The sequence below is a fragment of the Streptosporangium sp. NPDC002607 genome (assembly GCF_053592655.1).
Window position 1 is genome coordinate 61,396 of sequence record NZ_JBSFWD010000032.1, and the last position, 20,420, is coordinate 81,815.

21 protein-coding genes and 1 pseudogene are annotated in these 20,420 nt (G+C 70.3%); 14 read left to right on the forward strand and 8 right to left on the reverse strand.

The genetic code is table 11. The annotated features are described in order from the left end of the window. The first annotated feature begins 9 nt into the window (after positions 1 to 9). Genes ACWD3H_RS30615 through ACWD3H_RS30645 form a run of 7 tightly spaced genes read left to right on the forward strand, consistent with a single transcriptional unit; the run spans position 10 to position 8,756 of the window. The gene (locus ACWD3H_RS30615; protein ID WP_355551765.1) at positions 10 to 690 is read left to right on the forward strand and encodes a GntR family transcriptional regulator; all 681 of its coding nucleotides are present in this window, start codon (positions 10 to 12) and stop codon (positions 688 to 690) included. Beyond that, positions 687 to 2,129, forward strand: coding sequence for an NAD-dependent succinate-semialdehyde dehydrogenase (locus ACWD3H_RS30620; protein WP_451957451.1), 1,443 nt, complete (start codon positions 687 to 689; stop codon positions 2,127 to 2,129). The genes ACWD3H_RS30615 and ACWD3H_RS30620 overlap by 4 nt, the downstream gene beginning before the upstream one ends. After that, positions 2,126 to 3,142: a DUF2804 domain-containing protein gene (locus ACWD3H_RS30625; protein WP_355551759.1), complete on the forward strand. Its 1,017-nt coding sequence runs from the start codon at positions 2,126 to 2,128 to the stop codon at positions 3,140 to 3,142. Before ACWD3H_RS30620 ends, ACWD3H_RS30625 begins: the two co-directional genes overlap by 4 nt. Positions 3,143 to 3,153: 11 nt before the next feature. Then, the gene (locus tag ACWD3H_RS30630) at positions 3,154 to 4,905 is read left to right on the forward strand and encodes a glycerol-3-phosphate dehydrogenase/oxidase (RefSeq protein ID WP_355551756.1); all 1,752 of its coding nucleotides are present in this window, start codon (positions 3,154 to 3,156) and stop codon (positions 4,903 to 4,905) included. Continuing rightward, positions 4,902 to 6,368: an FGGY family carbohydrate kinase gene (locus ACWD3H_RS30635; RefSeq protein ID WP_451957452.1), complete on the forward strand. Its 1,467-nt coding sequence runs from the start codon at positions 4,902 to 4,904 to the stop codon at positions 6,366 to 6,368. The genes ACWD3H_RS30630 and ACWD3H_RS30635 overlap by 4 nt, the downstream gene beginning before the upstream one ends. 38 nt (positions 6,369 to 6,406) lie before the next feature. Continuing rightward, positions 6,407 to 7,606, forward strand: a complete 1,200-nt coding sequence (locus ACWD3H_RS30640; protein ID WP_355551749.1) for a CaiB/BaiF CoA transferase family protein — start codon at positions 6,407 to 6,409, stop codon at positions 7,604 to 7,606. Continuing rightward, positions 7,593 to 8,756, forward strand: coding sequence for an acyl-CoA dehydrogenase family protein (locus ACWD3H_RS30645; RefSeq protein WP_451957453.1), 1,164 nt, complete (start codon positions 7,593 to 7,595; stop codon positions 8,754 to 8,756). The genes ACWD3H_RS30640 and ACWD3H_RS30645 overlap by 14 nt, the downstream gene beginning before the upstream one ends. A gap of 77 nt (positions 8,757 to 8,833) precedes the next feature. Here ACWD3H_RS30645 and ACWD3H_RS30650 read toward each other — a convergent pair whose 3' ends face one another. The 4 genes from ACWD3H_RS30650 to ACWD3H_RS30665 all read right to left on the reverse strand — a co-directional run bounded on the left by ACWD3H_RS30650 (position 8,834) and on the right by ACWD3H_RS30665 (position 12,786). Next, entirely contained in the window at positions 8,834 to 9,331 is a 498-nt protein-coding gene (locus tag ACWD3H_RS30650; protein ID WP_451957454.1) for a DUF1203 domain-containing protein, read from the reverse strand. 210 nt (positions 9,332 to 9,541) lie between these two features. Next, positions 9,542 to 10,486, reverse strand: a complete 945-nt coding sequence (locus tag ACWD3H_RS30655; protein ID WP_451957455.1) for a hypothetical protein — start codon at positions 10,484 to 10,486, stop codon at positions 9,542 to 9,544. A gap of 11 nt (positions 10,487 to 10,497) precedes the next feature. Further along, complete coding sequence (locus ACWD3H_RS30660; protein ID WP_350927495.1) at positions 10,498 to 11,088, reverse strand: matrixin family metalloprotease; 591 nt, start codon at positions 11,086 to 11,088, stop codon at positions 10,498 to 10,500. Positions 11,089 to 11,346: 258 nt separating this feature from the next. Continuing rightward, on the reverse strand, positions 11,347 to 12,786 hold the full coding sequence (locus ACWD3H_RS30665; protein ID WP_451957456.1) for an MFS transporter: 1,440 nt from the start codon (positions 12,784 to 12,786) through the stop codon (positions 11,347 to 11,349). A 146-nt stretch (positions 12,787 to 12,932) separates the two neighbouring features. On the opposite strand from ACWD3H_RS30665, the gene ACWD3H_RS30670 reads away from it, so the two are divergent. Then, positions 12,933 to 13,388: a MarR family winged helix-turn-helix transcriptional regulator gene (locus tag ACWD3H_RS30670; protein ID WP_451957457.1), complete on the forward strand. Its 456-nt coding sequence runs from the start codon at positions 12,933 to 12,935 to the stop codon at positions 13,386 to 13,388. A 33-nt stretch (positions 13,389 to 13,421) separates the two neighbouring features. Here the strand turns inward: ACWD3H_RS30670 and ACWD3H_RS30675 are convergent, their stop codons facing one another. Continuing rightward, on the reverse strand, positions 13,422 to 13,634 hold the full coding sequence (locus ACWD3H_RS30675; protein WP_451957458.1) for a hypothetical protein: 213 nt from the start codon (positions 13,632 to 13,634) through the stop codon (positions 13,422 to 13,424). A gap of 148 nt (positions 13,635 to 13,782) precedes the next feature. On the opposite strand from ACWD3H_RS30675, the gene ACWD3H_RS30680 reads away from it, so the two are divergent. The 6 genes from ACWD3H_RS30680 (at position 13,783) to ACWD3H_RS30705 (ending at position 18,275) form a co-directional block, all read left to right on the forward strand. Then, positions 13,783 to 14,214, forward strand: coding sequence for an Hsp20/alpha crystallin family protein (locus ACWD3H_RS30680; RefSeq protein ID WP_451957459.1), 432 nt, complete (start codon positions 13,783 to 13,785; stop codon positions 14,212 to 14,214). Positions 14,215 to 14,642: 428 nt separating this feature from the next. Then, positions 14,643 to 15,752, forward strand: coding sequence for a fructose-1,6-bisphosphate aldolase/phosphatase (fbp, locus tag ACWD3H_RS30685; protein WP_451957460.1), 1,110 nt, complete (start codon positions 14,643 to 14,645; stop codon positions 15,750 to 15,752). Positions 15,753 to 15,857: 105 nt separating this feature from the next. Next, complete coding sequence (locus ACWD3H_RS30690; protein ID WP_355551732.1) at positions 15,858 to 16,115, forward strand: DUF1876 domain-containing protein; 258 nt, start codon at positions 15,858 to 15,860, stop codon at positions 16,113 to 16,115. Positions 16,116 to 16,282: 167 nt separating this feature from the next. Beyond that, the gene (locus tag ACWD3H_RS30695) at positions 16,283 to 16,723 is read left to right on the forward strand and encodes an OsmC family protein (protein WP_355551729.1); all 441 of its coding nucleotides are present in this window, start codon (positions 16,283 to 16,285) and stop codon (positions 16,721 to 16,723) included. Between the two features lie 203 nt (positions 16,724 to 16,926). Continuing rightward, positions 16,927 to 17,376 (forward strand): fumarylacetoacetate hydrolase family protein, encoded by a 450-nt coding sequence (locus ACWD3H_RS30700; RefSeq protein ID WP_451957461.1) that lies wholly within the window; start codon positions 16,927 to 16,929, stop codon positions 17,374 to 17,376. After that, positions 17,373 to 18,275 (forward strand): dioxygenase family protein, encoded by a 903-nt coding sequence (locus ACWD3H_RS30705; protein WP_451957462.1) that lies wholly within the window; start codon positions 17,373 to 17,375, stop codon positions 18,273 to 18,275. The genes ACWD3H_RS30700 and ACWD3H_RS30705 overlap by 4 nt, the downstream gene beginning before the upstream one ends. Positions 18,276 to 18,392: 117 nt before the next feature. Here the strand turns inward: ACWD3H_RS30705 and ACWD3H_RS30710 are convergent, their stop codons facing one another. From ACWD3H_RS30710 to ACWD3H_RS30720, 3 genes and pseudogenes are all read right to left on the reverse strand, one after another. Next, entirely contained in the window at positions 18,393 to 19,037 is a 645-nt protein-coding gene (locus ACWD3H_RS30710; RefSeq protein ID WP_451957463.1) for a lysoplasmalogenase, read from the reverse strand. A 9-nt stretch (positions 19,038 to 19,046) separates the two neighbouring features. Next, positions 19,047 to 19,196: pseudogene (locus ACWD3H_RS30715) on the reverse strand (oxidoreductase C-terminal domain-containing protein); the annotation flags it as partial. A gap of 234 nt (positions 19,197 to 19,430) precedes the next feature. After that, positions 19,431 to 20,243, reverse strand: a complete 813-nt coding sequence (locus ACWD3H_RS30720) for an SAM-dependent methyltransferase (RefSeq protein WP_355551714.1) — start codon at positions 20,241 to 20,243, stop codon at positions 19,431 to 19,433. Between the last annotated feature and the right edge of the window lie 177 nt (positions 20,244 to 20,420).

The window sequence follows — 20,420 nt, forward strand, 5'->3', positions numbered from 1 at the left end:
CCAACAGCGATGACAGAGGTGTTCCCCCCGTCCGGCCGGCCGAAGCCGTTCCGTACCAAGGCGGATCTCGCGGCCGACCACATCAAGCAAATGATCATGTCGGGCCAGGCCCAGCCCGGCACGAAGATCATCACCAGGGTGGTGGCCGAGGCCGTCGGCGTCAGCGACACACCGGTACGTGAGGCCATCAAGCAGCTCGTGTCCGAGGAGTGGCTCGTCGAGCGCCCGCACATCGGCGCGGTGGTCGCCGAGTTCACCGTGGACAACGTGCGAGAGCTGTACGGCATCCGCGCCGCGCTCACCTCCCTGGCCCTCCAGCTCCACCCGGCTCCGCTCAGCGGCGCGAGGTTGCTGGAGGTGGACGCCGTCCTGGAGGCCTCGCTCGTCGCCATCGACGGCGGCGACGTCGCCGCCTTCGCCACCCTGAACCGCCGGTTCCACTCGCTGATCTGCGACACCGAGAAGTCCCGCCTGGTGCACCGGATGCTGGTGGGCCTGTGGTCGAAGACGGAGACCGCCCAGCGCGGCTTCCGGTTGGTCCCCTGGCGGCTGCCGAAATCCCACGCCGAGCACGTGGCGATAAGGGACGCGCTCGTCGAGGGGGACATCGGCCGCGCGAGCGAGTTGCAGTACGCCCACGAGATGGCCGCGCTGGCCGCGCTGATCGAAGTGATGGAGGAGGAGAGATGAGAACGGGACAGGCCCTCGTCGGAGGGCGCTGGCGGGACGCGGCGGAACGCTTCGCGGTCACCGATCCGGCGACCGGCGAGACCGTCGCCGAGGTGGCCGACTGCGACGGGAGGCTGACCACCGAAGCCGTCGACGCGGCGGCCGCCGCGCTCCCCGGCTGGCGCGCCATGCCCGCGCACGAGCGCGCCGTGATCATGCGCCGGGCCGCCGGGCTGCTGACCGGCCGGGCCGAGGCGATCGGCGCGGTGATGACCGCCGAGCAGGGCAAACCGCTGGCGGAGGCGATCGGCGAGGTGGTCGCGGGAGCCGACCACCTCCTGTGGTCCGCCGAGGAGACCCGCCGCGTGTACGGCGAGACCATCCCCTCCACCAGCACCGACACCCGCATCTGGCTGCTGCCGGAACCGGTGGGCGTCGTCGCGGCGATCACCCCCTGGAACTTCCCGGTCTCGATGATCACCCGCAAGCTGGGCCCGGCGCTGGCCGCGGGGTGCACCGTGGTCCTCAAGCCCTCCGAGCTCACCCCGCTGTCGGCGATCGCGGTCGCCGAGTGCCTGACCGAGGCCGGTTTCCCGCCGGGGGTCTTCAACCTGGTCACCACGGCCCGGCCACGGGAGTTCGCCGAGGCGATCATGGCCGACTCGCGGGTCAGGAAGGTCTCGTTCACCGGCTCGACGGCCGTCGGCAGGCAGCTGATCCGGCAGAGCGCCGACGACGTCAAACGGCTCAGCGTCGAGCTCGGCGGCCATGCCCCGGTGCTCGTCTTCCCCGACGCCGACGTGACCGCCGCCGCCACGGGCGTGGCCCGGGCCAAGTTCATGAACGCCGGCCAGGCCTGCACCTCCCCGAACCGGATCTACGTCCACGAGTCCGTCGCCGCGGAGTTCACCGACGAGCTCGTCAGGCTGGCCGAGGCGATCACCGTGGGCAACGGCATGGACCCGGGCGTCACGATGGGCCCGCTGATCGACGACCGGGCGTTCGCCAAGGTCAGGCGGCACGTCGAGGACGCGCTCACGCACGGCGCCCGGCTGGCGACGACCCGCCGGGAGGGAACCGGAAGGCTGCACCCGCCCACCGTCCTGACCGGCGTCACCGACGAGATGCTCGTGTGCCGGCAGGAGACCTTCGGCCCGGTCGCCCCGGTCCTGACCTTCGGCGCCGGCGAGGACGCCGACGAGGACGCCGACGTGGTGGCCAGGGCCAACGCCACGCCGTACGGCCTGGCCGCCTACCTGTGGACGCGGGACCTGGGCCGGATCGTGCGCGTCTGCGAGGAACTTCAGTTCGGCATCGTCTCGGTCAACGGAGCCCCGCTCGCCCCGCCGCAGGGGCCGTTCGGCGGGGTCAAGGGCAGTGGATACGGCCGCGAGGGCGGCCGTCACGGAGTGGAGGATTTCGTGGAGTACAAGTACGTCAACGTGGGACTGGGCCGATGACCAAGGAGACCTCCCGCCGGATCGTCGAGCGCGAGATCACCAAGCGGGTCGACCTCTGCCGTCCGGATGGGCGCCTCAACCCGGAGGCGGTCGGCTGGAGCCGTACCCCGCTGCACCGGTCCAACATCCGGGGCTGGGGCCGTACGATGCGCTGGGACTACTGGTGCCTGACCAGTCCCGAGCACATCTTCTCCTTCAGCGCCTCCAGCCTGGACTATCTGGCCGGTGAGTCCGTCTGGTACCTGGACCGCACCACGAAGAAGGACGTGTTCAGCCGGAGCCTGCTCGTACCGAGCCAGGGCACCGGATTCTCCGAGCGGAGCGGCGAGGGCAGCGTCAGGATCGCGAAGGGCCCGGTCAAGATCGCCGTGGACGAGGCGGCCGTGGGCACCCGGCTACGGGTGAGGTCCCCCGAGTTCGACGCCGACCTGCTCGTGCACCGCGTCGAGGGCCGTGACAGCCTGGGCGTGGTCGTGCCGTGGTCCTCCCGCCGCTTCCAGTACACCGTCAAGGATCTCGGACGCCCCGCCGAGGGCACGCTGGTCGTGAACGGCCGCCGCATCAACCTGTCCGCCGAGGACACCCTCGCCACCCTGGACCACGGGCGTGGCCGGTGGCCCGGCAACGTGCTGTGGAACTGGGGCGCGGCGTCCGGGCGCTCCGGCGGCCACGAGATCGGCGTGCAGATCGGCGGTAAGTGGACCGACGGCACCGGCAGCGTCGAGAACGGGATCCTCCTGGACGGAAGACTGCACAAGATCAGCGAGGAGCTGGTCTGGCGCTACGACACCGCCGACTGGATGGCTCCCTGGCGGATCACCGGCGAGCGGGTCGACCTGGAGTTCGTCCCCGAGTACGTCCGGTCCTCCGATGTCACCCGGCTCCGCTACATGCGCAGCCGGGAGGACCAGGCCTTCGGTCACTACCGCGGCACCGTCGTCGCCGACGACGGGACCGTGGTCAAGGTCGACGACCTGTACGGCTGGGCCGAGGAAGTACAGCGACGCTGGTAATGGAGCAGAACATGATGATCTCTGAGCGAGAGTGTGAACCGTTCGCGGCCGGTCTGCCCTTCGGAGCGGGCGACCGCCTCGACCCGCTGCGCCGTGACTGTGACCTGGCCGAGGTGACCGGCGGCCTGCTGGACGTCCTGGTGGTCGGCGGCGGCGCGACCGGCGCGGGCGCGGCACTGGACGCGGCCTCGCGCGGGCTGACCACGGCCCTGCTGGAGGGCGGCGACCTCGCGTCGGGAACCTCGAGCAACTCCAGCCGCCTGCTCCACGGCGGCGTACGCTACCTGGAGCAGATGGAGTTCGGGCTGGTCCGGGAGGCGCTGCACGAGCGCGGCCTGCTGCAGGACCTGGCGCCACACCTCGTCCAGCGGATGTCCTTTCTCTATCCGCTGACCCACCGGGTGTGGGAACGCGGCTACGTGGGCGCCGGGCTGACCCTCTACGACGCGCTCGCCGGGATCGGCGACCGGCACGGATTCCGCCGGCACCGGCACCTGACCCACCGCGCCCTGCTCCGCGAGGCGCCGCAGTTGCGCCGTGACGCCGCCGTGGGCGCGCTGGCCTACGACGACGGCCACGTGGACGACGCCCGCCTGGTCACCACGCTCGCCCGTACGGCCGCGCGGGAGGGGGCCACCGTGCTGACCCGGGTCCGGGTCAACGCCCTGGCCTCCCGCTCCGGCCACACGGTGGCCACCTGCGAGGACCTGCTCACCGGTACGGAGTTCACCGTCCGCGCACGCCGCGTGGTGCTGGCCACCGGCCCCTGGTCGGGGCTCACCCAGCAGATGCTCGGCGACCAGCAGGTGGGGGTCCGCGCCTCCAAGGGGGTGCACCTGGTCGTGTCACGCGAGCGGCTGAGGCTCGACAGCGCGCTGATCGCCCGCACACCCCACTCCGTGCTGTTCCTCATCCCGACCGGGGACGTGGTGCTCGTCGGCACCACGGACACCCCGTGGGAGATCGGCCCCGGGCCGGTGCTCCCCACCGGCGCCGACGTTCGCTACCTGCTCGACCAGGTCAACCAGTGGCTGAGCGATCCGCTGACCAAGGACGACGTGCTCGGCGTGTACGCCGGTCTGCGTCCCCTGGTGGACCAGCCCGACCGGAACTCCACCACGGCCATCAGCCGCGAGCACGTGGTGAAGGAGGTCGCGCCCGGCGTCGTGGTCGTCGTCGGCGGCAAGCTGACCACCTACCGGATCATGGCCAAGGACGCGGTCGACGCGGTGGTGCGCGGCCTGCCGAAGGTCCGCCCGTCGGTGACCGAGCACCTCGGGCTGGTCGGCTCCAACGGCTACGCCCAGGCCTGGGCGCGCCGCGACTCCGCCGCCGTGGCCGCGGGGCTCCCCGTGGCGGTGGTGGAACGGCTGGCGCGCCGTTACGGCGCCGACTATCCGGCCCTGCTGGTCATGGGCCGCCGAGACCCGGAGCTGCTGGAACCCGTACCGGGCACGCCCTCACTGCTGGCGGCCGAGGTCCTGTACGCCGCACGGCACGAGGCCGCGATGACCGTGGACGACGTCCTGCGCCGCCGCAGCCGGGCCGGGCTGGAGACCGCCGACGGAGGCGTGGGCGCCGCACCCCACGTGGCCCGTCTGCTGGCCGGCGCGCTGGGCCGTAGCGCGAGCTGGGCCGTCGAGCAGGCCGGGAACTACACGCACGCGGCCGAGGTGACGCGCTCGGCGCTGGACACCTCCGCCGACGCCGAGCTCGTCCCCCTGCTCGCTGACCTCGCCGGCCGATGGAGCGGTGCCGCATGAGCGTTCTGGCCATCGACGCCGGGACCACCGGTGTCACCTCACTCGTGATCGCGCAGGACGGGCGTGTCCTGGGCCGCGGCCACCAGGAGTTCCCGCAGCACTTCCCCGCGCCCGGCCTCGTCGAGCACGATCCCGACGAGATCTGGGCCGCCACGCTGCGGGCCTGCTCGGACGCGCTCGCCTCGGCGGCCGTGCCGGTCTCCTGTGTCGGACTGACCAACCAGCGCGAGACCGTCGTGCTGTGGGATCGCGCGACCCTGCGGCCGGCGACCCGGGCGATCGTCTGGCAGGATCGCCGCTCCGCCGGGGAGTGCGACCGGCTCAGGGAGCACGAGCCGCGGATCCGCGAACTCACCGGGCTCCCGCTGGACCCCTACTTCTCCGCCACCAAACTGGCCTGGCTGCGCGGGAACCTCCCGGAGGTCTGGGCCGGTGTGCGGGAGGGCCGCACCGCGATCGGCACCGTCGACTCCTATCTGCTGGCCCGGCTCACCGGTGGCCGGCTGCACGCCACGGATCCGTCCAACGCCTCCCGTACCCTGCTGTTCGATCTCGCCACGGCCGGCTGGTCCGCGGAGCTGGCCGAGCTCTTCGACGTGCCACCGGCCGCACTGCCGGAGATCGTCCCTTCGAGCGCGCCCGTCGGCCGCACCGCGCCCGACCACTTTCTCGGGCTGGACCTGCCGATCAGCGGAGTGGCGGGAGACCAGCAGGCCGCGCTGTTCGGTCACGCCGCGTTCACTCCCGGCGCGATGAAGTGCACCTACGGCACGGGCAGCTTCCTGCTGGTCAACACCGGTGACCGGATCGCCCCCGCCGACGCGGGACTGCTGTCCACCGTCGCCTGGCAACTCGCCGGCGAGCCGGTCCAGTACGCCGTGGAGGGATCGGTGTTCGTCACCGGAGCCGCGGTGCAGTGGCTGCGTGACGGGCTGGGCGTGATCAGTGACTCCGCCGAGAGCGAGCGGCTGGCCGGGTCCGTGCCCGACAGCGACGGACTGATCTTCGTCCCCGCGCTCACCGGCATCGGCACGCCGCACTGGGATCCGCGGGCCAGGGGCGCCCTGCTGGGCATCACCCGGGGCACCACCGGAGCCCATCTCGCCCGTGCCGTCCTCGACGGCATCGCCTACCAGATCCGCGACGTCGTGGAGGCCGTCAGCGGCGCGGCGGGCATCCCCGTCTCCCACCTGGCGGTGGACGGCGGAGCCGCGTCCAACGACCTGCTCTGCCAGATCCAGGCCGATCTCCTGGGGCGGCCGGTGGTACGGCCGGACACGACCGAGGCCACCGGCCTGGGCGCCGCCTTCCTGGCCGGCCTGGCGAGCGGGGTGTGGCGCGACCCGGCCGAGATCTCCGAGGTGAGAGGCGGCGGCCGGGTCTTCGAGCCCCGCGAGATCTCTCCGGAGGGGTACCGCCGCTGGCTCGACGCGGTGGACGCGGCCCGGCGGTTCGGGTCATGAGTCCAGCCGCCCCCGTCCCGCCCCCGGAGGGAGGGACGATGACGGGTCCGCTCGATGGGATCCGGATCGCCGACTTCTCCCGGGTCCTGGCCGGACCGTACGCCACCATGATCCTCGCCGAGCTCGGCGCGGAGGTGATCAAGGTTGAGCATCCGGAGCACGGCGACGACACCCGGGCCTGGGGCCCGCCGTACGCGGGCGGCGAGGCCGCCTACTATCTCGCGGTGAACCGCGGCAAGCGGAGTCTCGCGCTCGACATCAAGCATCCCGCCGGCCGTGAGGTCGCCCAGCGGCTGTGCGCCGAGGCGGACGTGGTCATCGAGAACTTCCGCCCCGGGGTCGCCGAGCGCCTGGGCATCGGATACGAGGCGGTACGGCAGACGAACCCGGGCGTCGTGTACTGCTCGATCATCGGGTTCCCCGGCGGCGACCGGCCGGGGTTCGACGCGACGATCCAGGCCGAGAGCGGCTACATGCACATCACCGGCGAGCCCCCGAGCAAGGTCGGGATCGCGATCACCGACGTGCTCGCCGGGCTCAACGCGGCCGTCGCGATCCTGGGCGCCCTGCACCGCCAGGCGACCCGGGGACAGGGCGAGCGGGTTGAGGTGTCGCTCCTGGGATCGGCGCTGTCCGGTCTGGTCAACGTGGCGCAGAGCGCGCTGGTCTCAGGTGAGGAGGCGCTCGCCTACGGCAACGCGCACCCGACGGTGGTGCCTTACCAGACGTTCGAGGCGGCCGACGGCCGCTTCGTGGTCGCCGCGGGCAACGACCGGCTGTTCCGCGCGCTGTGCACGGCGATCGGACGCGACGACCTGAGGGGCGATGCCCGGTTCCGCACCAACGACGGCCGCGTCCGCGACCGCGACGCGCTGGTCGCCGAACTCGGCGCCGTCTTCGCGACCCGCCCGGTGGACGAGTGGATCGCGCGGCTCGAGGTGGCCGGAGTTCCCTGCGGCAAGATCCGGGGCGTCCTGGACGCGATCCGCACGGCCGGCGACGTGACCCTGCGGCTCCAGCACCCGACCGCCGGACCGCTGGAGCTCATCCGCACCGGATTCACCCTGGAGAGCGTCTCCGCCGACCGCGACATCGCTCCCCCGCCGCTTCTTGGCCAGCACACCCGCGAACTGCTGGCCGAACTCGGCATCACCGACGACCGCATCGCCTTCCTCCGGCAGGCGGGCGTCATCCATCAAGCCGTCCAGTCAGCGAGGCCCCCTGTTGAACCCGCATGATTTCCTGGAAGTCGACCGCGACCTGAACGACGAGGAGCGAGCGATCCGCGACGCCGTGCGCGACTACTGCCGCGCCGAACTCCGGCCGCACGTCGCCGGCTGGTTCGAGGCGGGCACCATCCCCGACCCGCACGCGGTGGCCAGGGGCCTGGGCACGCTGGGCGTGCTGGGCATGCACCTGGAGGGCTACGGTTGCGCGGGCACCAACGCGGTGAGCTACGGGCTGGCCTGCCGCGAGCTGGAGGCCGTTGACAGCGGGCTGCGCAGCCTGGTGTCCGTCCAGGGCTCGCTGGCGATGACGGCGATCCACCGGTTCGGCTCCGAGGAGCAGAAGCGGGAGTGGCTGCCGCGCCTGGCGGCCGGTGAGGCCATCGGCTGCTTCGGCCTGACCGAGCCCGACTCGGGCAGCGACCCGGGCTCGATGCGTACCCGGGCCCGCAGGGACGGGACGGACTGGGTCCTCGACGGCACCAAAATGTGGATCACCAACGGGTCGGTCGCCGACGTCGCCGTCGTGTGGGCGCGGGCCGAGGACGGCATCCGCGGCTTCCTCGTCCCCCGCGACACCGCGGGTTTCTCCGCCACCACACTGCACGGGAAGATCTCGCTGCGCGCCTCGATCACCTCCGAGCTCGTCCTCGACGGCGTACGGCTCCCGCACGAGGCGGCGCTCCCCCTCGCCGAGAGCGTCAAGGCTCCGCTGTCGTGCCTGTCCGAGGCGCGCTTCGGCATCGTGTGGGGAGCCGCGGGAGCGGCCCGCGACTGCTTCGAGGCGGCGCTCGACTACGCGCGGACCCGCACCCAGTTCGGCCGGCCGATCACCGCCTTCCAGCTCACCCAGCGGAAGATCGCCGACATGCTGGTGGACGTCAACCAGGCGAACCTGACGGCCCTGCGGATCGGCCGCCTCAAGGACGAGGGGCGGGCCCACCACTCCCACATCAGCTTCGGCAAGCTCGCCAACGTGCGCGCCGCCCAGCGGGTGGCCGCCGTCGCGCGCGGCGTGCACGGGGCCAACGGGATCACCCTCGAATACCCGGTGATGCGCCACATGGTCAACCTGGAGAGCGTCGCCACCTACGAGGGCACCGAGGAGATCCACGCCCTCACCCTCGGCCGGGCGGTCACCGGCCACTCCGCCTTCCGCTGACCGGCCGAGCGGGGCGGTCCTCCGCCCGGCCGGCCTGCCGGTCATGCCGAAGGGCGCGCGATCCCAGGGGGCCGGGGTCAGGCGCGGCGCGCCTCGAACATGAAGCAGCCGTACTCCACGGCCCGTACATGTACCAGCTCCACCTCAGGGTCGGCGAACTGTTCGGCCAGGATGGCCTCCGACGCGATGGCGTCACCGCTGATGTGATGCTCCACCAGCCGTCCGCCCAGGATGCCGCCCTTGGCGTCGTAGGCGCGGAAGACCCGCCGCTCACCACCCATACCGGCCGGGAAGCCCGTCCCCTCGGGCCCCTCGCACGACTCGGCGTGCACGAAGACCGGACCCACCTCCTCGTACGGGCCGGGGTCGCCACCGGTCCGCGCCGCCCACCGGCGCAGCGGCGCGTACGAGAGCAGGGCGAGCTCCTCACCGGGGAGACTGTGGCGCAGGCAGCAGCGCAGCGGGGAGCCTCCCTCCGCGTCGGTGACCGGGCGGGGCAAGCGCCCGGCGTCGTCACGGACCCGCAACTCGGCGACGACCTCGGCATCGATGGCGAAAGTACGGAAGGTGCTCATGGATCAATGCTCGGCCCTGACCGGTCGGTGCGCTGGCGGGAATCAGACCTCGTTGCAGGCCGGACCATCACGCTGTTGAACCGCCGCGGCGATCCGAGGACACAGGTCAAGGATCGAGATGAGACCCCGCCCCGGTTCACCGGGGCGGGGCCGTACCTCATCGGAGTGGCCGGGTCGGCAGGTGGCCGACGCGGTGTTGGTGCCGGTCTCTCAGGCCGCGCTCATCGCACGGTTCAGCAGCCGGCCCAGGGTCGGTGTGTCGACCTCGGGCTCGCTCTCCGTGTGGCCGGGGGTGTCCGTCGTGACCGGGTCGGGGACGTCCACCACCGAGGCGTCGGGGTCGTCCGTGGGATCCGGGACTGGAGTGGTCGTCGGCGTCTGGCCGGGGTCCTCCCCGTGCGGGAAGTCCGAGGGCTTGGGCGGCCTGGGGGTCTCCAGCTCGGGCTCCTCCTCCACGGGCGGCGGACCGCCGTTGAGGATCTGGTCCACCCGCTCCGGGTTGTCCATGAGCGGCGCGATGACCGGCTCACCCGGCGCCTGCTCGACGAACACGCCCTCGCCGATCGGTAGGTGCACCGAGGCCAGGTAGCCGGCCAGCGCCTGAGGCACGGTCCGTCCCTCGGCCTGGCTGCGCTCCAGGGCGTTGTGCACGTAGAACAGCCCGTGCCCCGCACTGCCGATGGAAGCACGCAGGATGTCCAGGGGGGTGTGATTGGGCTGCTCGACCTGCAGCCGGATCTGACCGTTCTGCACTCCGAGGCCGAGCTGTCCGGACAGCGTACGGTCCACCCTGACGACGAGGCTGGCGTAGCGGACCGCCGCGTCGGGATCGTCGTAGCCGACGATGGGCGCGGTGCCCGCGCCGTCGTCGGAGCCGAAGGCGATCCCCGGCTCGATGCCGACGATGGTGCCCTCCAGCATTGCCGCCGCGGGGGCGAAGGCACCGGAGGCCGGCGCACCCGGCGTCAGGTCGTCCAGCGAGTCGTAAAGGTACTCGCCCGTCGACTCTCCCACGTTGGAGCGCATCAGGGACCAGAACGGAGGAGCGGGGTCGTTGGACCGGGCCGCGGCCACACCGACGGCGGCCAGCAGGCCCAGGGCGGTGACCAGGGTGAGGCTCACTCCCGCGGTGCGGGATCGGAGCGTCTTCGGCATGTGTTCCGTCCTCAGAATCGGCCGTTGATGTGCGCGACGTCGTGCGAGGTGTAGGTGCGCACGGTGGAGCGGCCTGACTTCATGCAAGAGTCGCTCTGGGAGGAGTGGTCGAGCCCGGTGGTGTGCCCGACCTCGTGGCAGGTCGTCTTCTTACGCTCGTTCTCCGAGAAGCGGCTCATGTCGGCCAGATCGAAGCGGATCTCGTACTGGTCGCACTTCCACCAGCCGTTGATGAGCCCCGGGCTGATTATCCGCACGCACTTGGCGTGGGCGTAGATGTTCTTTCCGGTGCTCGACCCGTCCCAGTCGAGGCCCCAGTAGTCGTTGTAGTACTGGTCGAACATCTCCACATCGGTGTGCTTGTCGGGGGTGGAGTCGTAGTGCGTGGCCATGTCGGTCTGGGAGTCCAACTTGATCATGGCGTAGTTGCCCGCGACCTTCATGTACGAGGTCAACGACGAGTAGTTGTAGTAATGGTCCTTGTTGTCGGCCTGCGCGCAGCACCCTGACGGATGCAGATACGACCATCCGAACGCGTTGGCGCTCGCCGGCGGCGCGAACGTGAGGAGCATGACGAAGGCGAGCAGGGTCGAGAGCGCCAAGGTGTGGCCTCGGACTCCCGATTCGCTCGATGGCTTTTTGGGCACCCGTAGTCCTTACAAAAGGCATGACAAATCGCGATGATCTTCGCAGTTTCTTGACCATGTTCGCAACAGGCTTTTCTCACCGCTGACAAGAACGTCCTGACCAGGCACGTCGGCTCATCCGGCCGGACCCCGGGCGCCGCCGGCCGGCGAATCCGGGCGTTCAAGGCGACCCGCGCGTTCGAGGCCGGAACGGCGGAATCCTCGGTGGAGGCGTCAGGATACGGTCGCCGGTTCGGCGGTGACGGCGTCCTCGGCCGAGGAGTCGGCCCGGCGCGCCGGGATCGCGGAGGCGATCGCCGCGGCGACGAGTGCGACACCGCAGCCGATCAGCAGACCGGTGCGGAAGCCGCTCTCGGACGGCAGGGTGTGCCCGCCCACTCGCATGGTCATCTGGGTGAGGACGACACCGATCACCGCGGCTGACACCGAGGTGCCGATGGAGCGCATCAGTGAGTTGAAGCTGTTGGCCGCGGCGGTTTCCGACCGGGGAACCGCGCCCATGATCAGGGCGGGCATCGCGCCGTAGGCCAGCCCGACGCCTATGCTGCAGAGGCAGGTGACGACCAGCAGGCCCCACGTCGTCCCGAGCAGGGCCATCGAGGAGCCGTACCCGAGCGCCATGACCAGGCTGCCGGTGACCAGGGTGACCTTGGGGCCGCGAGCGGCCGACAGCCGCGCACCCAGCGGCGAGACCACCATCATCATCAGGCCCGACGGGGCCGCCCACAGGCCGGCGGCCAGCATCGACTGGCCCAGGCCGTACCCGGTGGCCTCGGGCAGTTGCAGGATCTGGATCACGATCAGCGCCTGGGCGTACATCGCGAATCCGACCACGATCGAGGCCACGTTGGTCAGCAGTACCGGGCGCCGGGCGGTGACGCGCAGGTCGACCAGTGGATCACCGGCTCGCAGTTCCCACCAGCCCCACACCACGAAGACGACCAGCGCGACGGCGAACAGCCCGAGGGTGGTTCCGCTCGCCCAGCCCCAGTCCGCGCCCTTGGAAACCCCCAGCAGCAGGCAGACCAGGCCAATGCCCAGGCCGAGCGCGCCGACGACGTCGAGGCGTCCCGTGGTCCGGGCGGGCGTGGCGGGCACCAGCAGCCAGATCAGGCCGGCGACCAGCACGCTCAGCGCGGCCGCGCCCCAGAACAGTACGCGCCAGCTCGCGTACTCGGCGACCGCCGCCGCGACCGGCATCCCGAGCGCTCCGCCGATGCCCATGGACGAGCTCATCAGCGCGATCGCGGGGCCCACCCGCTCGGACGGCAGCAGGTCCCGCAGCGCGCTGATGCCCAGCGGGATCATGCCCATGCCCATGCCCTGCAGACCTCGCCCGATGATCATCTGGGTCACCGAGTCGGCCAGCGCGCAGGTCACGCAGCCCACGATGATCGGCACCGAGCAGGCCAGCATCATGCGGCGCTTGCCGTACAGGTCGCCGAGCCGCCCGATCACCGGGACGGCCACCGCCCCCACCAGCAGCGTGATGGTGATCACCCAGGAGGCGTTGGCCGCGTTGGTGTGCAACATGCGTGGCAGCTCGCCGATCAGCGGCACCACCAGGGTCTGCATGAGTGAGGCGACGATACCGGCCACCGCCAGCACACCGACGATCCCGCCGGGGCGGGTGGTGGACGTGGAGTCGTCCACGTGGATCTCCCTTGTCTGGACGAATAAGGCGATGTGTACGATACACATAATGTGCTTAATGCATAACATGGGGGTGATACACAGTGATTGCCGATGCGCACCCGTACGGCGAAGCAGGACGCGGGGAAGTCTGGAGAGGGACCAGCATGGAGAAGCCCACACACTCGATCGAGTACGAGACCATGCTGCTCGGGCGGTACTACCACCTGACCCTGTCCAGCGCCGAACGCGAGGGCGACCATCTGGACCGCAGCGCCTACGTCCTGCTCAGTCGCATCCAGATCGTCGGCCCGATGTCCATCGGGCAGCTCAGCGAGGCGTTCGGCCTGGACCCCTCCACCCTCAACCGGCAGACCTCGGCCATGCTCCGCGCCGGGCTGGTCGAACGTATCCCCGACCCCGACGGGGGCATCGCCCGCAAGTTCCGCATCAGCGCCGAAGGCGAGCGCCGCCTCCAGCACCAGCGCGACGAGACCGTCCGCAGCATGGAGAAGTTACTGGACGACTGGACGCCCGAGGAGGTCGCCACCTTCGCCGCCTGCCTCAAACGGTTCAACACCGATATCGAACGTCTCACCGGCCGTCCCTGGCCCCGCCCCTGACCGCCCACCGGCGATGCCGGCCGAGGTTTCCGGTCAGGGCCGGCCTGACCCCTCGGGCACTACGCCCGTCTCGGAGAGGAGACCTCCGGCCGGTAGCTCCACGGGCCGCCGCGACCGTCCCAGCGCCGTGGCCGTCGACAGCAGGGCCGGGGACTTCGGCGGCAGCGCCCGGCGAGGTCCGTAGCGGTCGATCAGCCCGGCTCGCAGCGAGGACAGCGCGGCGCCGGTGAGTCCGAACAGGGCCATGCACGGTTCGAACGACGTCGGCGGCTTTCCGGCGTCGGGCACGGCGGCCAAAAGACCTACGTGTTAGGGACCTCTGGCTGTTACCTCCGAGTCCTGCCCGGTGGTGTGATGGAGGTACGGGAAGACCCCAGTAGACAAGGAGGACACCATGAGCATGCCGATGATCCGCGAGCGGCGAGGCCTCGTCCCCGAGCTGTTCAACTGGTTGGACATGCCCCTCTCCGCCATGCAGTCGACGGCGATGCAGCCCATCAAGTTCGAGGACTACGTCAAGGACGGTCGCTACGTGCTGCGGGCCGAGTTGCCGGGAATCGACCCCGACAAGGATGTCGACATCACCCTGTCCAACGGCCTCCTGACCATCCACGCCGAGCGGCGTGACGAGCAGCGGGACCAGCAGCGGACGGAGTTCCGCTACGGCTCCTTCACCCGGTCGATCACGCTGCCCAGTGACGTGGACGAGAACGACGTCAAGGCTTCCTACGACAAGGGGGTTCTGGAGGTCAGCGTCAAACTCGCTGACACCAAACAGCAGGAAAAGCACATCCAGATCGAGTCCACGCCCCGGAAAAAGTCCTGACGGATCGGGCGGACCCGCTCGACATGACGCGGGTCCGCTCATGACCCGCGGATCGCAGCGATCCTCCGCCCACCGGTCGGCCGTGAGTACTTTCTGTCATAATTTGATATACTCAGGGTAGTGATGCGGTTAATCCGTAGATTTGTCATAGTCGGCAAGGGCTTTGCTTTCCTGGAGTGTTGATCGTGCCCACGGTCACGTCACCCGGAGCCGCGAGGAGACCTTGGACACTCGTGGAGCCGGCGTGGACCCAGGCCGGGTGGCCGGCGTCGAGGCGAGCGCCCATGTCGTAAGACGTGGGCCGCCAGAGCACACTCACAAGCAGGTACGGAAGTCCCGCCCGGCCGGGGCCTTCTGCCCTATCCATATACAAGGCCCCTGACCAGCGTGGAAGCAGGACAACCCACGGGGGGATCATCATGATCACTTTGAGTGTCATCAAGGCCGACACCGGGGGGTTCGTCGGCCACTCCGCGGTGCACCCGAACATGATGGCCGAGGCCCGCCGCGAGATCGACCGGGCGACCGCCTCGGGACTGCTCATCGACGGTCAGGTCGCCAGCTGCGGCGACGACATCTCGCTCATCATGACCCACACCTACGGCGCCGACGCGGGGCTCATCCACTCCTTCGCCTGGGACACCTTCCAGGCCACCACCCACATCGCCAAGGGACTCGGCCTGTACGGCGCCGGCCAGGACCTGCTGTCGGACGCCTTCTCCGGCAATCTGCGGGGCATGGGTCCCGGATATGCCGAACTGGAGTTCGAGGAGCGCCCGTCGGAGCCGGTGCTGTGCTTCCTGGCCGACAAGACCGAGCCGGGCGCGTGGAACCTGCCGCTGTACAAGATGTTCGCCGACCCGTTCAACACCGCGGGCCTGGTCATCGATGGAAAGATGCACGCCGGCTTCGGCTTCGAGGTCTACGACCTGTACGAGGAGAAGCGCATCGTCTTCGACTGCCCGGCCGACCTGTACGACATGCTGATGTACATCGGCGCCCCGGCCCGTTACGTGATCCACAGCGTCCGTTCCAAGACCCTGGGCGAGACCGCGGCCGCGACCAGCACCCAGCGGCTGTCCCTGATCGCCGGCAAGTACGTCGGCAAGGACGACCCGGTGATGATCGTCCGCTGCCAGTCCGGATTGCCCGCGGTCGGCGAGGCACTGGAGCCTTTCGCCTTTCCGTACACGGTCGCCGGGTGCATGCGCGGCTCGCACCACGCACCGTTCCTGCCGGTCCCGGTCCAGCAGGCGCACCCGTCCCGGTTCGACGGCCCGCCGCGCGTGGTCGCGCTGGGATTCCAGATCCACGACGGGAAGCTGATCGGCCCGCGCGACATGTTCGACGATCCGGCCTTCGACGGCGCACGGGCCCAGGCCGGCGAGATCATGGACTACCTCCGCCGCCACGGCCCGTTCGAACCGCACCGGCTGCCACTGTCGGAGCTGGAGTACACCACCATGCCCGCTCTCGCCCAGCGGCTCGCGAACCGCTGGACCCCGATGACCACCGAGATCGCGACACCCGTCGGATGACCCGCGCGACCGCCCGGCCATCCCGGGCGATCGGCACCTGATCGGGCTCACCGCACACTCGGAAGCACGACACCACGAACACCCGTTCGATCGGAGGTTCCTTCCATGGAAGCCAAGCAATGGACCGTGCAGATCTACATCACCGAAGAGGGCGATGACACCTCCGCCCGGGCACTCCTGACCACCAAGAACGACACCCACCTGACCGGGATCGGTCACGCGCGTCGCAATCCGGTCGACCAGTCGGTCCCCGAGATCGGCGACGAGCTCGCGGTCGCCCGCGCGCTGGCCGACCTGGCGGAAAGGTTGCGCACCGTCACCGCGGAGGACATCGCCCATGTCGGCGGGCCCACCTCATGGTGACGGCCCCTCGCCCCGGGCCACCGGGATCGGCATGACCGCACCGTCCGCCTCGGCCACGATCCGCGGCCGGTGCGCGCCCTTCCCCTGTCGACGCGCAGGGGCCATCCCATGGCGATGAGATCCACGTGCTCCACCTACAGAACCTGAACACACCCGTGGAGTCACCCATGAAGCAGAACCGGAACGGCACGATGAAGATCACCTGGCACGGCGGCGGCCGCTTTGACGTGCAGATACGCCGCCACACCATCCGTGTCGACCAGCCCACGGACTTCGGCGGAGGCGACACCGGTCCCGTCCCGGTCGAGCTGTTCGTCGGGAGTCTCGCGGCCTGCGTCGCCCATCGCGCCGAACGCTACCTTCACCGATGTGAGCTGCCCGCCGGCGTCACCGTGACCGCCCACTACGATCTGGGACTGCGTCCGGCACGGGTCGGCCGAATCGATCTGGTCGTCGACGCTCCCGGCCTTCCCGAAGGTCTTCGGGAATCGTTCACCACCGTCATCGAGCACAGCGCCGTGCACAACTCGCTGCGGCTGCCGCCGGAGATCACCCTTCAGGTCCGCACCGAGGAGGGGGCGGTCATGGAGGCGATTGAAACGACCTGATGCCATCGGTGACCTGAGCCCGGCACATCCTCGGGCCACGGATCGGCCCGAGCGCGCCTGACAGCACGTGCCGAGCCGGCCGCGCCCGGCGTGCCGATCACCATGACCACTGGCAGGCCGAGGTCCTCGGCGAGCCGCATCCCCCTGCGTGCCTCGTGCGGCACGCCGGTCCCCCTCGGGCGGGAGGTCCGGGCGCGGCGGTCGTGCCCCGCGATCACGCACGAGATCTCGTTCACCCCGGCCAGGGCGAGCAGCACCCCGGGTTCGCTCTCCCCCAGGCCGGTGCCGGCATCGTTGACCAGGACGTCGAGCCGCCCGGCCGGCGCGGTCCAGCCCTGCTCACCGGTGCCGTCCAGGCCGAAGAACTCCGCGGAGTGACCCGCCTCCCCGGCTCCTTGACGAGCCGGATACCCTCGGTCTCCTCGACCAATAAGATGATCTTCTCGGCAGGGACGACTCTCTCGTTCAACAGCCGCGTGTTCACGCTCCGGCCCGGCGACATCATCGCCACCGGAACGCCGTCCGGGATCGGCCACGCGCGTACACCCCCGTGGCTGCTGCACGACGGCGACGTGGTCGAGGTGGAGGTCGGGAAGTCGAGCGGCGTCCGTACTCCAGTGATCAACACAGCGAGCGCAGAGGACTGGGCATGAGTGAGACCGTGAGCTCCGGGCACGGCCCGGCCGGCAGCCACCCCGTGACCGAGCAGGTCGTCGGCCAGCTCCAGGGGGCGGACACCCGATTGATGACCGTCATGGAGAGCCTCATCCGTCACCTGCACGGCTTCGTCGAGGACGTGAGGCCGACGGCGGCCGAATGGGAGGCGGGACTCGACTTCCTCGCGCGTACCGGCTCGTTCTGCACGCCCACCCGGCAGGAGTTCGTCCTGCTCTCGGACATGCTGGGACTGACCACGCTCGTCGATGACGTGAACAACCAGGGACCGGCCGACATGACGCCGAGCTCGGTGGAGGGCCCCTTCCACTCCGTGGCCCCGCCGCGCGAGCTGGGTGACCTCATCGCCGCGGGCCCCGAATGGGGCCGGGCCGAGAGTGCCGTGATCCACGGCACCGTGCAGGACTGCCACGGGAACCGCCTGCCGGGTGCGATCCTCGACGTGTGGCAGGCCGACGACAAGGGCCACTACGACACCCAGGACGCCGAGCAGCCCGAAGGCAACCTGCGCGGTCTGTTCACCGCCGACGAGAACGGCGAGTACTGGTTCCGCACCGTGAAGCCCGCCAGCTACCCCGTACCGATGGACGGCCCGGCAGGCGACATGCTCCGCGCCATGGGACGTCATCCCATGCGCCCCGGCCATCTTCACATCCGCGTCGAGGCAGCCGGGCATCACACGCTGACCACCCACGTGTTCGTCAACGACGACCCCTACCTGGACTCCGACGCCGCCTTCGCGGTCAAGCCGGAGATCATCGTCGACTTCGAGCCGCGCGAGGACCAGGCCTCGATCGAGCGGTACGGGATGGACGGGCCCTACCTGGACGTCACGTTCGACATCAGGCTCGCCACCGAGTCGGAGATGAAAAGGTGATCACGGAGAGCCCCGGCACCTGCTCGCCACCCCGCTGGTGACGATCTCCCCGGAGCAGGCCGATCGGATGTCCCCCTCCGGCGGAGGGGGACATCCGCCGCCGGCGGTGTGACCGCCTCAGCTACGGAGGCGATCGACGATGCCCGAGGCCAGGAGGTACTGGGCCGCGACGTAGGTCGCCATGATCACCAGGCCGGTCATCGGCGGGCGGGGAAGGTCCGCCAGGCCGAACGCGATCAGCGCGTCGGAGAGCAGGAACAGGGCGCCCCCGGCCCCGATGCGCGGGCCGAGACCGGCGGCGGTCACCGCGGTGGCGGTCAGCAGCAGCGAGTAGACGGCCACCGGCAGGCGCAGGTCGCCCAGACCGGGCCAGAGGACGAAGATCATGCCCGCCCACAGGACGCCGTAGACCACCGGGATCGCCGGACGGCGGCGCAGCGCCCGAAGTGCCCCCTCGCGGACGAGACAGGTCACGTAACAGACGTGCGCCCCGGCGAACAGGGCCATGCCCGCGAGGAAGAGACCGTCGATCTCCAGGGCCACGTCACCGCCCCAGGAGAGCAGGAGCGCCGCCACCAGCAGGCGCGGTCCCCGCCGCGCCAGCACCCAGGCCGCGAGCAGCGGCATCAGCAGCGCCTTGGTCACCGAGTTCATCGGGCCTTCGCCGGCGGCGACCAGCACCAGATGGACCGCGGAACAGAGCCAGAAGGCGGCCAGCAGGGTGCGTGGGACCACCCCGGCCCTTAGAACATCATTCTGCACATCTGGATGCTAGGGCCTGCCACCCGGCAGGCCCAAGGCGCCCGTCGCCTTTCGACGGTAGAGGACGACGAAGCGCTCCCCCGCGGGATCACCGTCGACGACGCGGACCTCGTCGGCCGCGGGGACCCCGACGAACTGGATGCGCGCGCCGTACCAATCCGACCAGAAGTACGGGACCGTGGCTCCGTGCCCGTGAAAGCCACCGCCTCAGCCGCGGAGGAGAGTTCCAAGGCCGCTCGAACGCGCGAGCGTATTCTCGACGCGGCGGCGCACGTCCGGGGCGTCGGCCTGTGCCGGCGTGGCCGGGGGTCATCGAGCCCCCCGGACCGGGCAGGGCCGATCCGGGGCTCCGGGTCAGAACGTGGGGTCAGGACGTGCGGACGGCGAGGCGCCCTACGGCTTGCGGCCCACGCCGCCGTACTGGAAGACGTCGCGGTCGCGGAAGCTGGTCTGCGGTTCGGGCCGCCACTTGGGCAGCGACACCACGCCGGGCTCCAGGAACTCCAGCCCGTCGAGGAACTCCTCCAGCTGCTGCCGGGTGCGGAGGGTGAGCGGGGTGGCGGCGCTGGCGTTCCACTTGGCGGCGGCCTCGTCCATCGACGGGCTGTGCACGCTGTGCGCGATGGCCAGGTAGCTGCCCGAGGGGAGCGCGTCCAGCAGCGTGCGCACCGCGCTTTGGGCCTGGTCCCCGTCGGGGACGAACTCCAGGACGCCCATCAGCATCAGCGCGACCGGCCGGGAGAAGTCCAGCGTCCGCGCGGCCTGTCGCAGGATGGGCTCGGGATCGCGCAGGTCGGCGTCGATGTAGGCGGTCTCCCCATCGGGGGTGCCGCGCAGCAACGCCCTGGCGTGGGCCAGCACGATCGGGTCGTTGTCGACGTAGACGATCCGCGCCTTGGGATTGACCCGCTGGGCGACCTGGTGGGTGTTGTCCGCGGCCGGAATGCCGGTGCCCACGTCCAGGAACTGGTCGATGCCCGCCTCACCGGCCAGATGGCTCACGACCCGGCCGATGAACTCCCGCTCGGCCCGCGCGTTGACCGGCAGGTCCGGCATGACCTTCACGATCTCGTCGCCGACCGCGCGGTCGGGACCGTAGTTGTCCTTACCGCCAAGCCAGTAGTCCCACACCCGCGCCGAATGTGGGATCGAGGTGTCGATTCGCGCCAACACCTCGGTGTCGACCTCTGTGATTTCCTCGCTCATCAGAGCCTCCTCACAAGCACACCCCGTAACAACACGATCGAAGCCCACCTTAGATGATCTCCGATCGGCCCGGCGAAAAAAACGCCGTACATCAGGGCAATTCAGCCTATGAACCCCCAAAACATGACGTCCTTACCCGCACCGGTGAGCCGTGACGGCAGGGGCTCCCCCGGTACG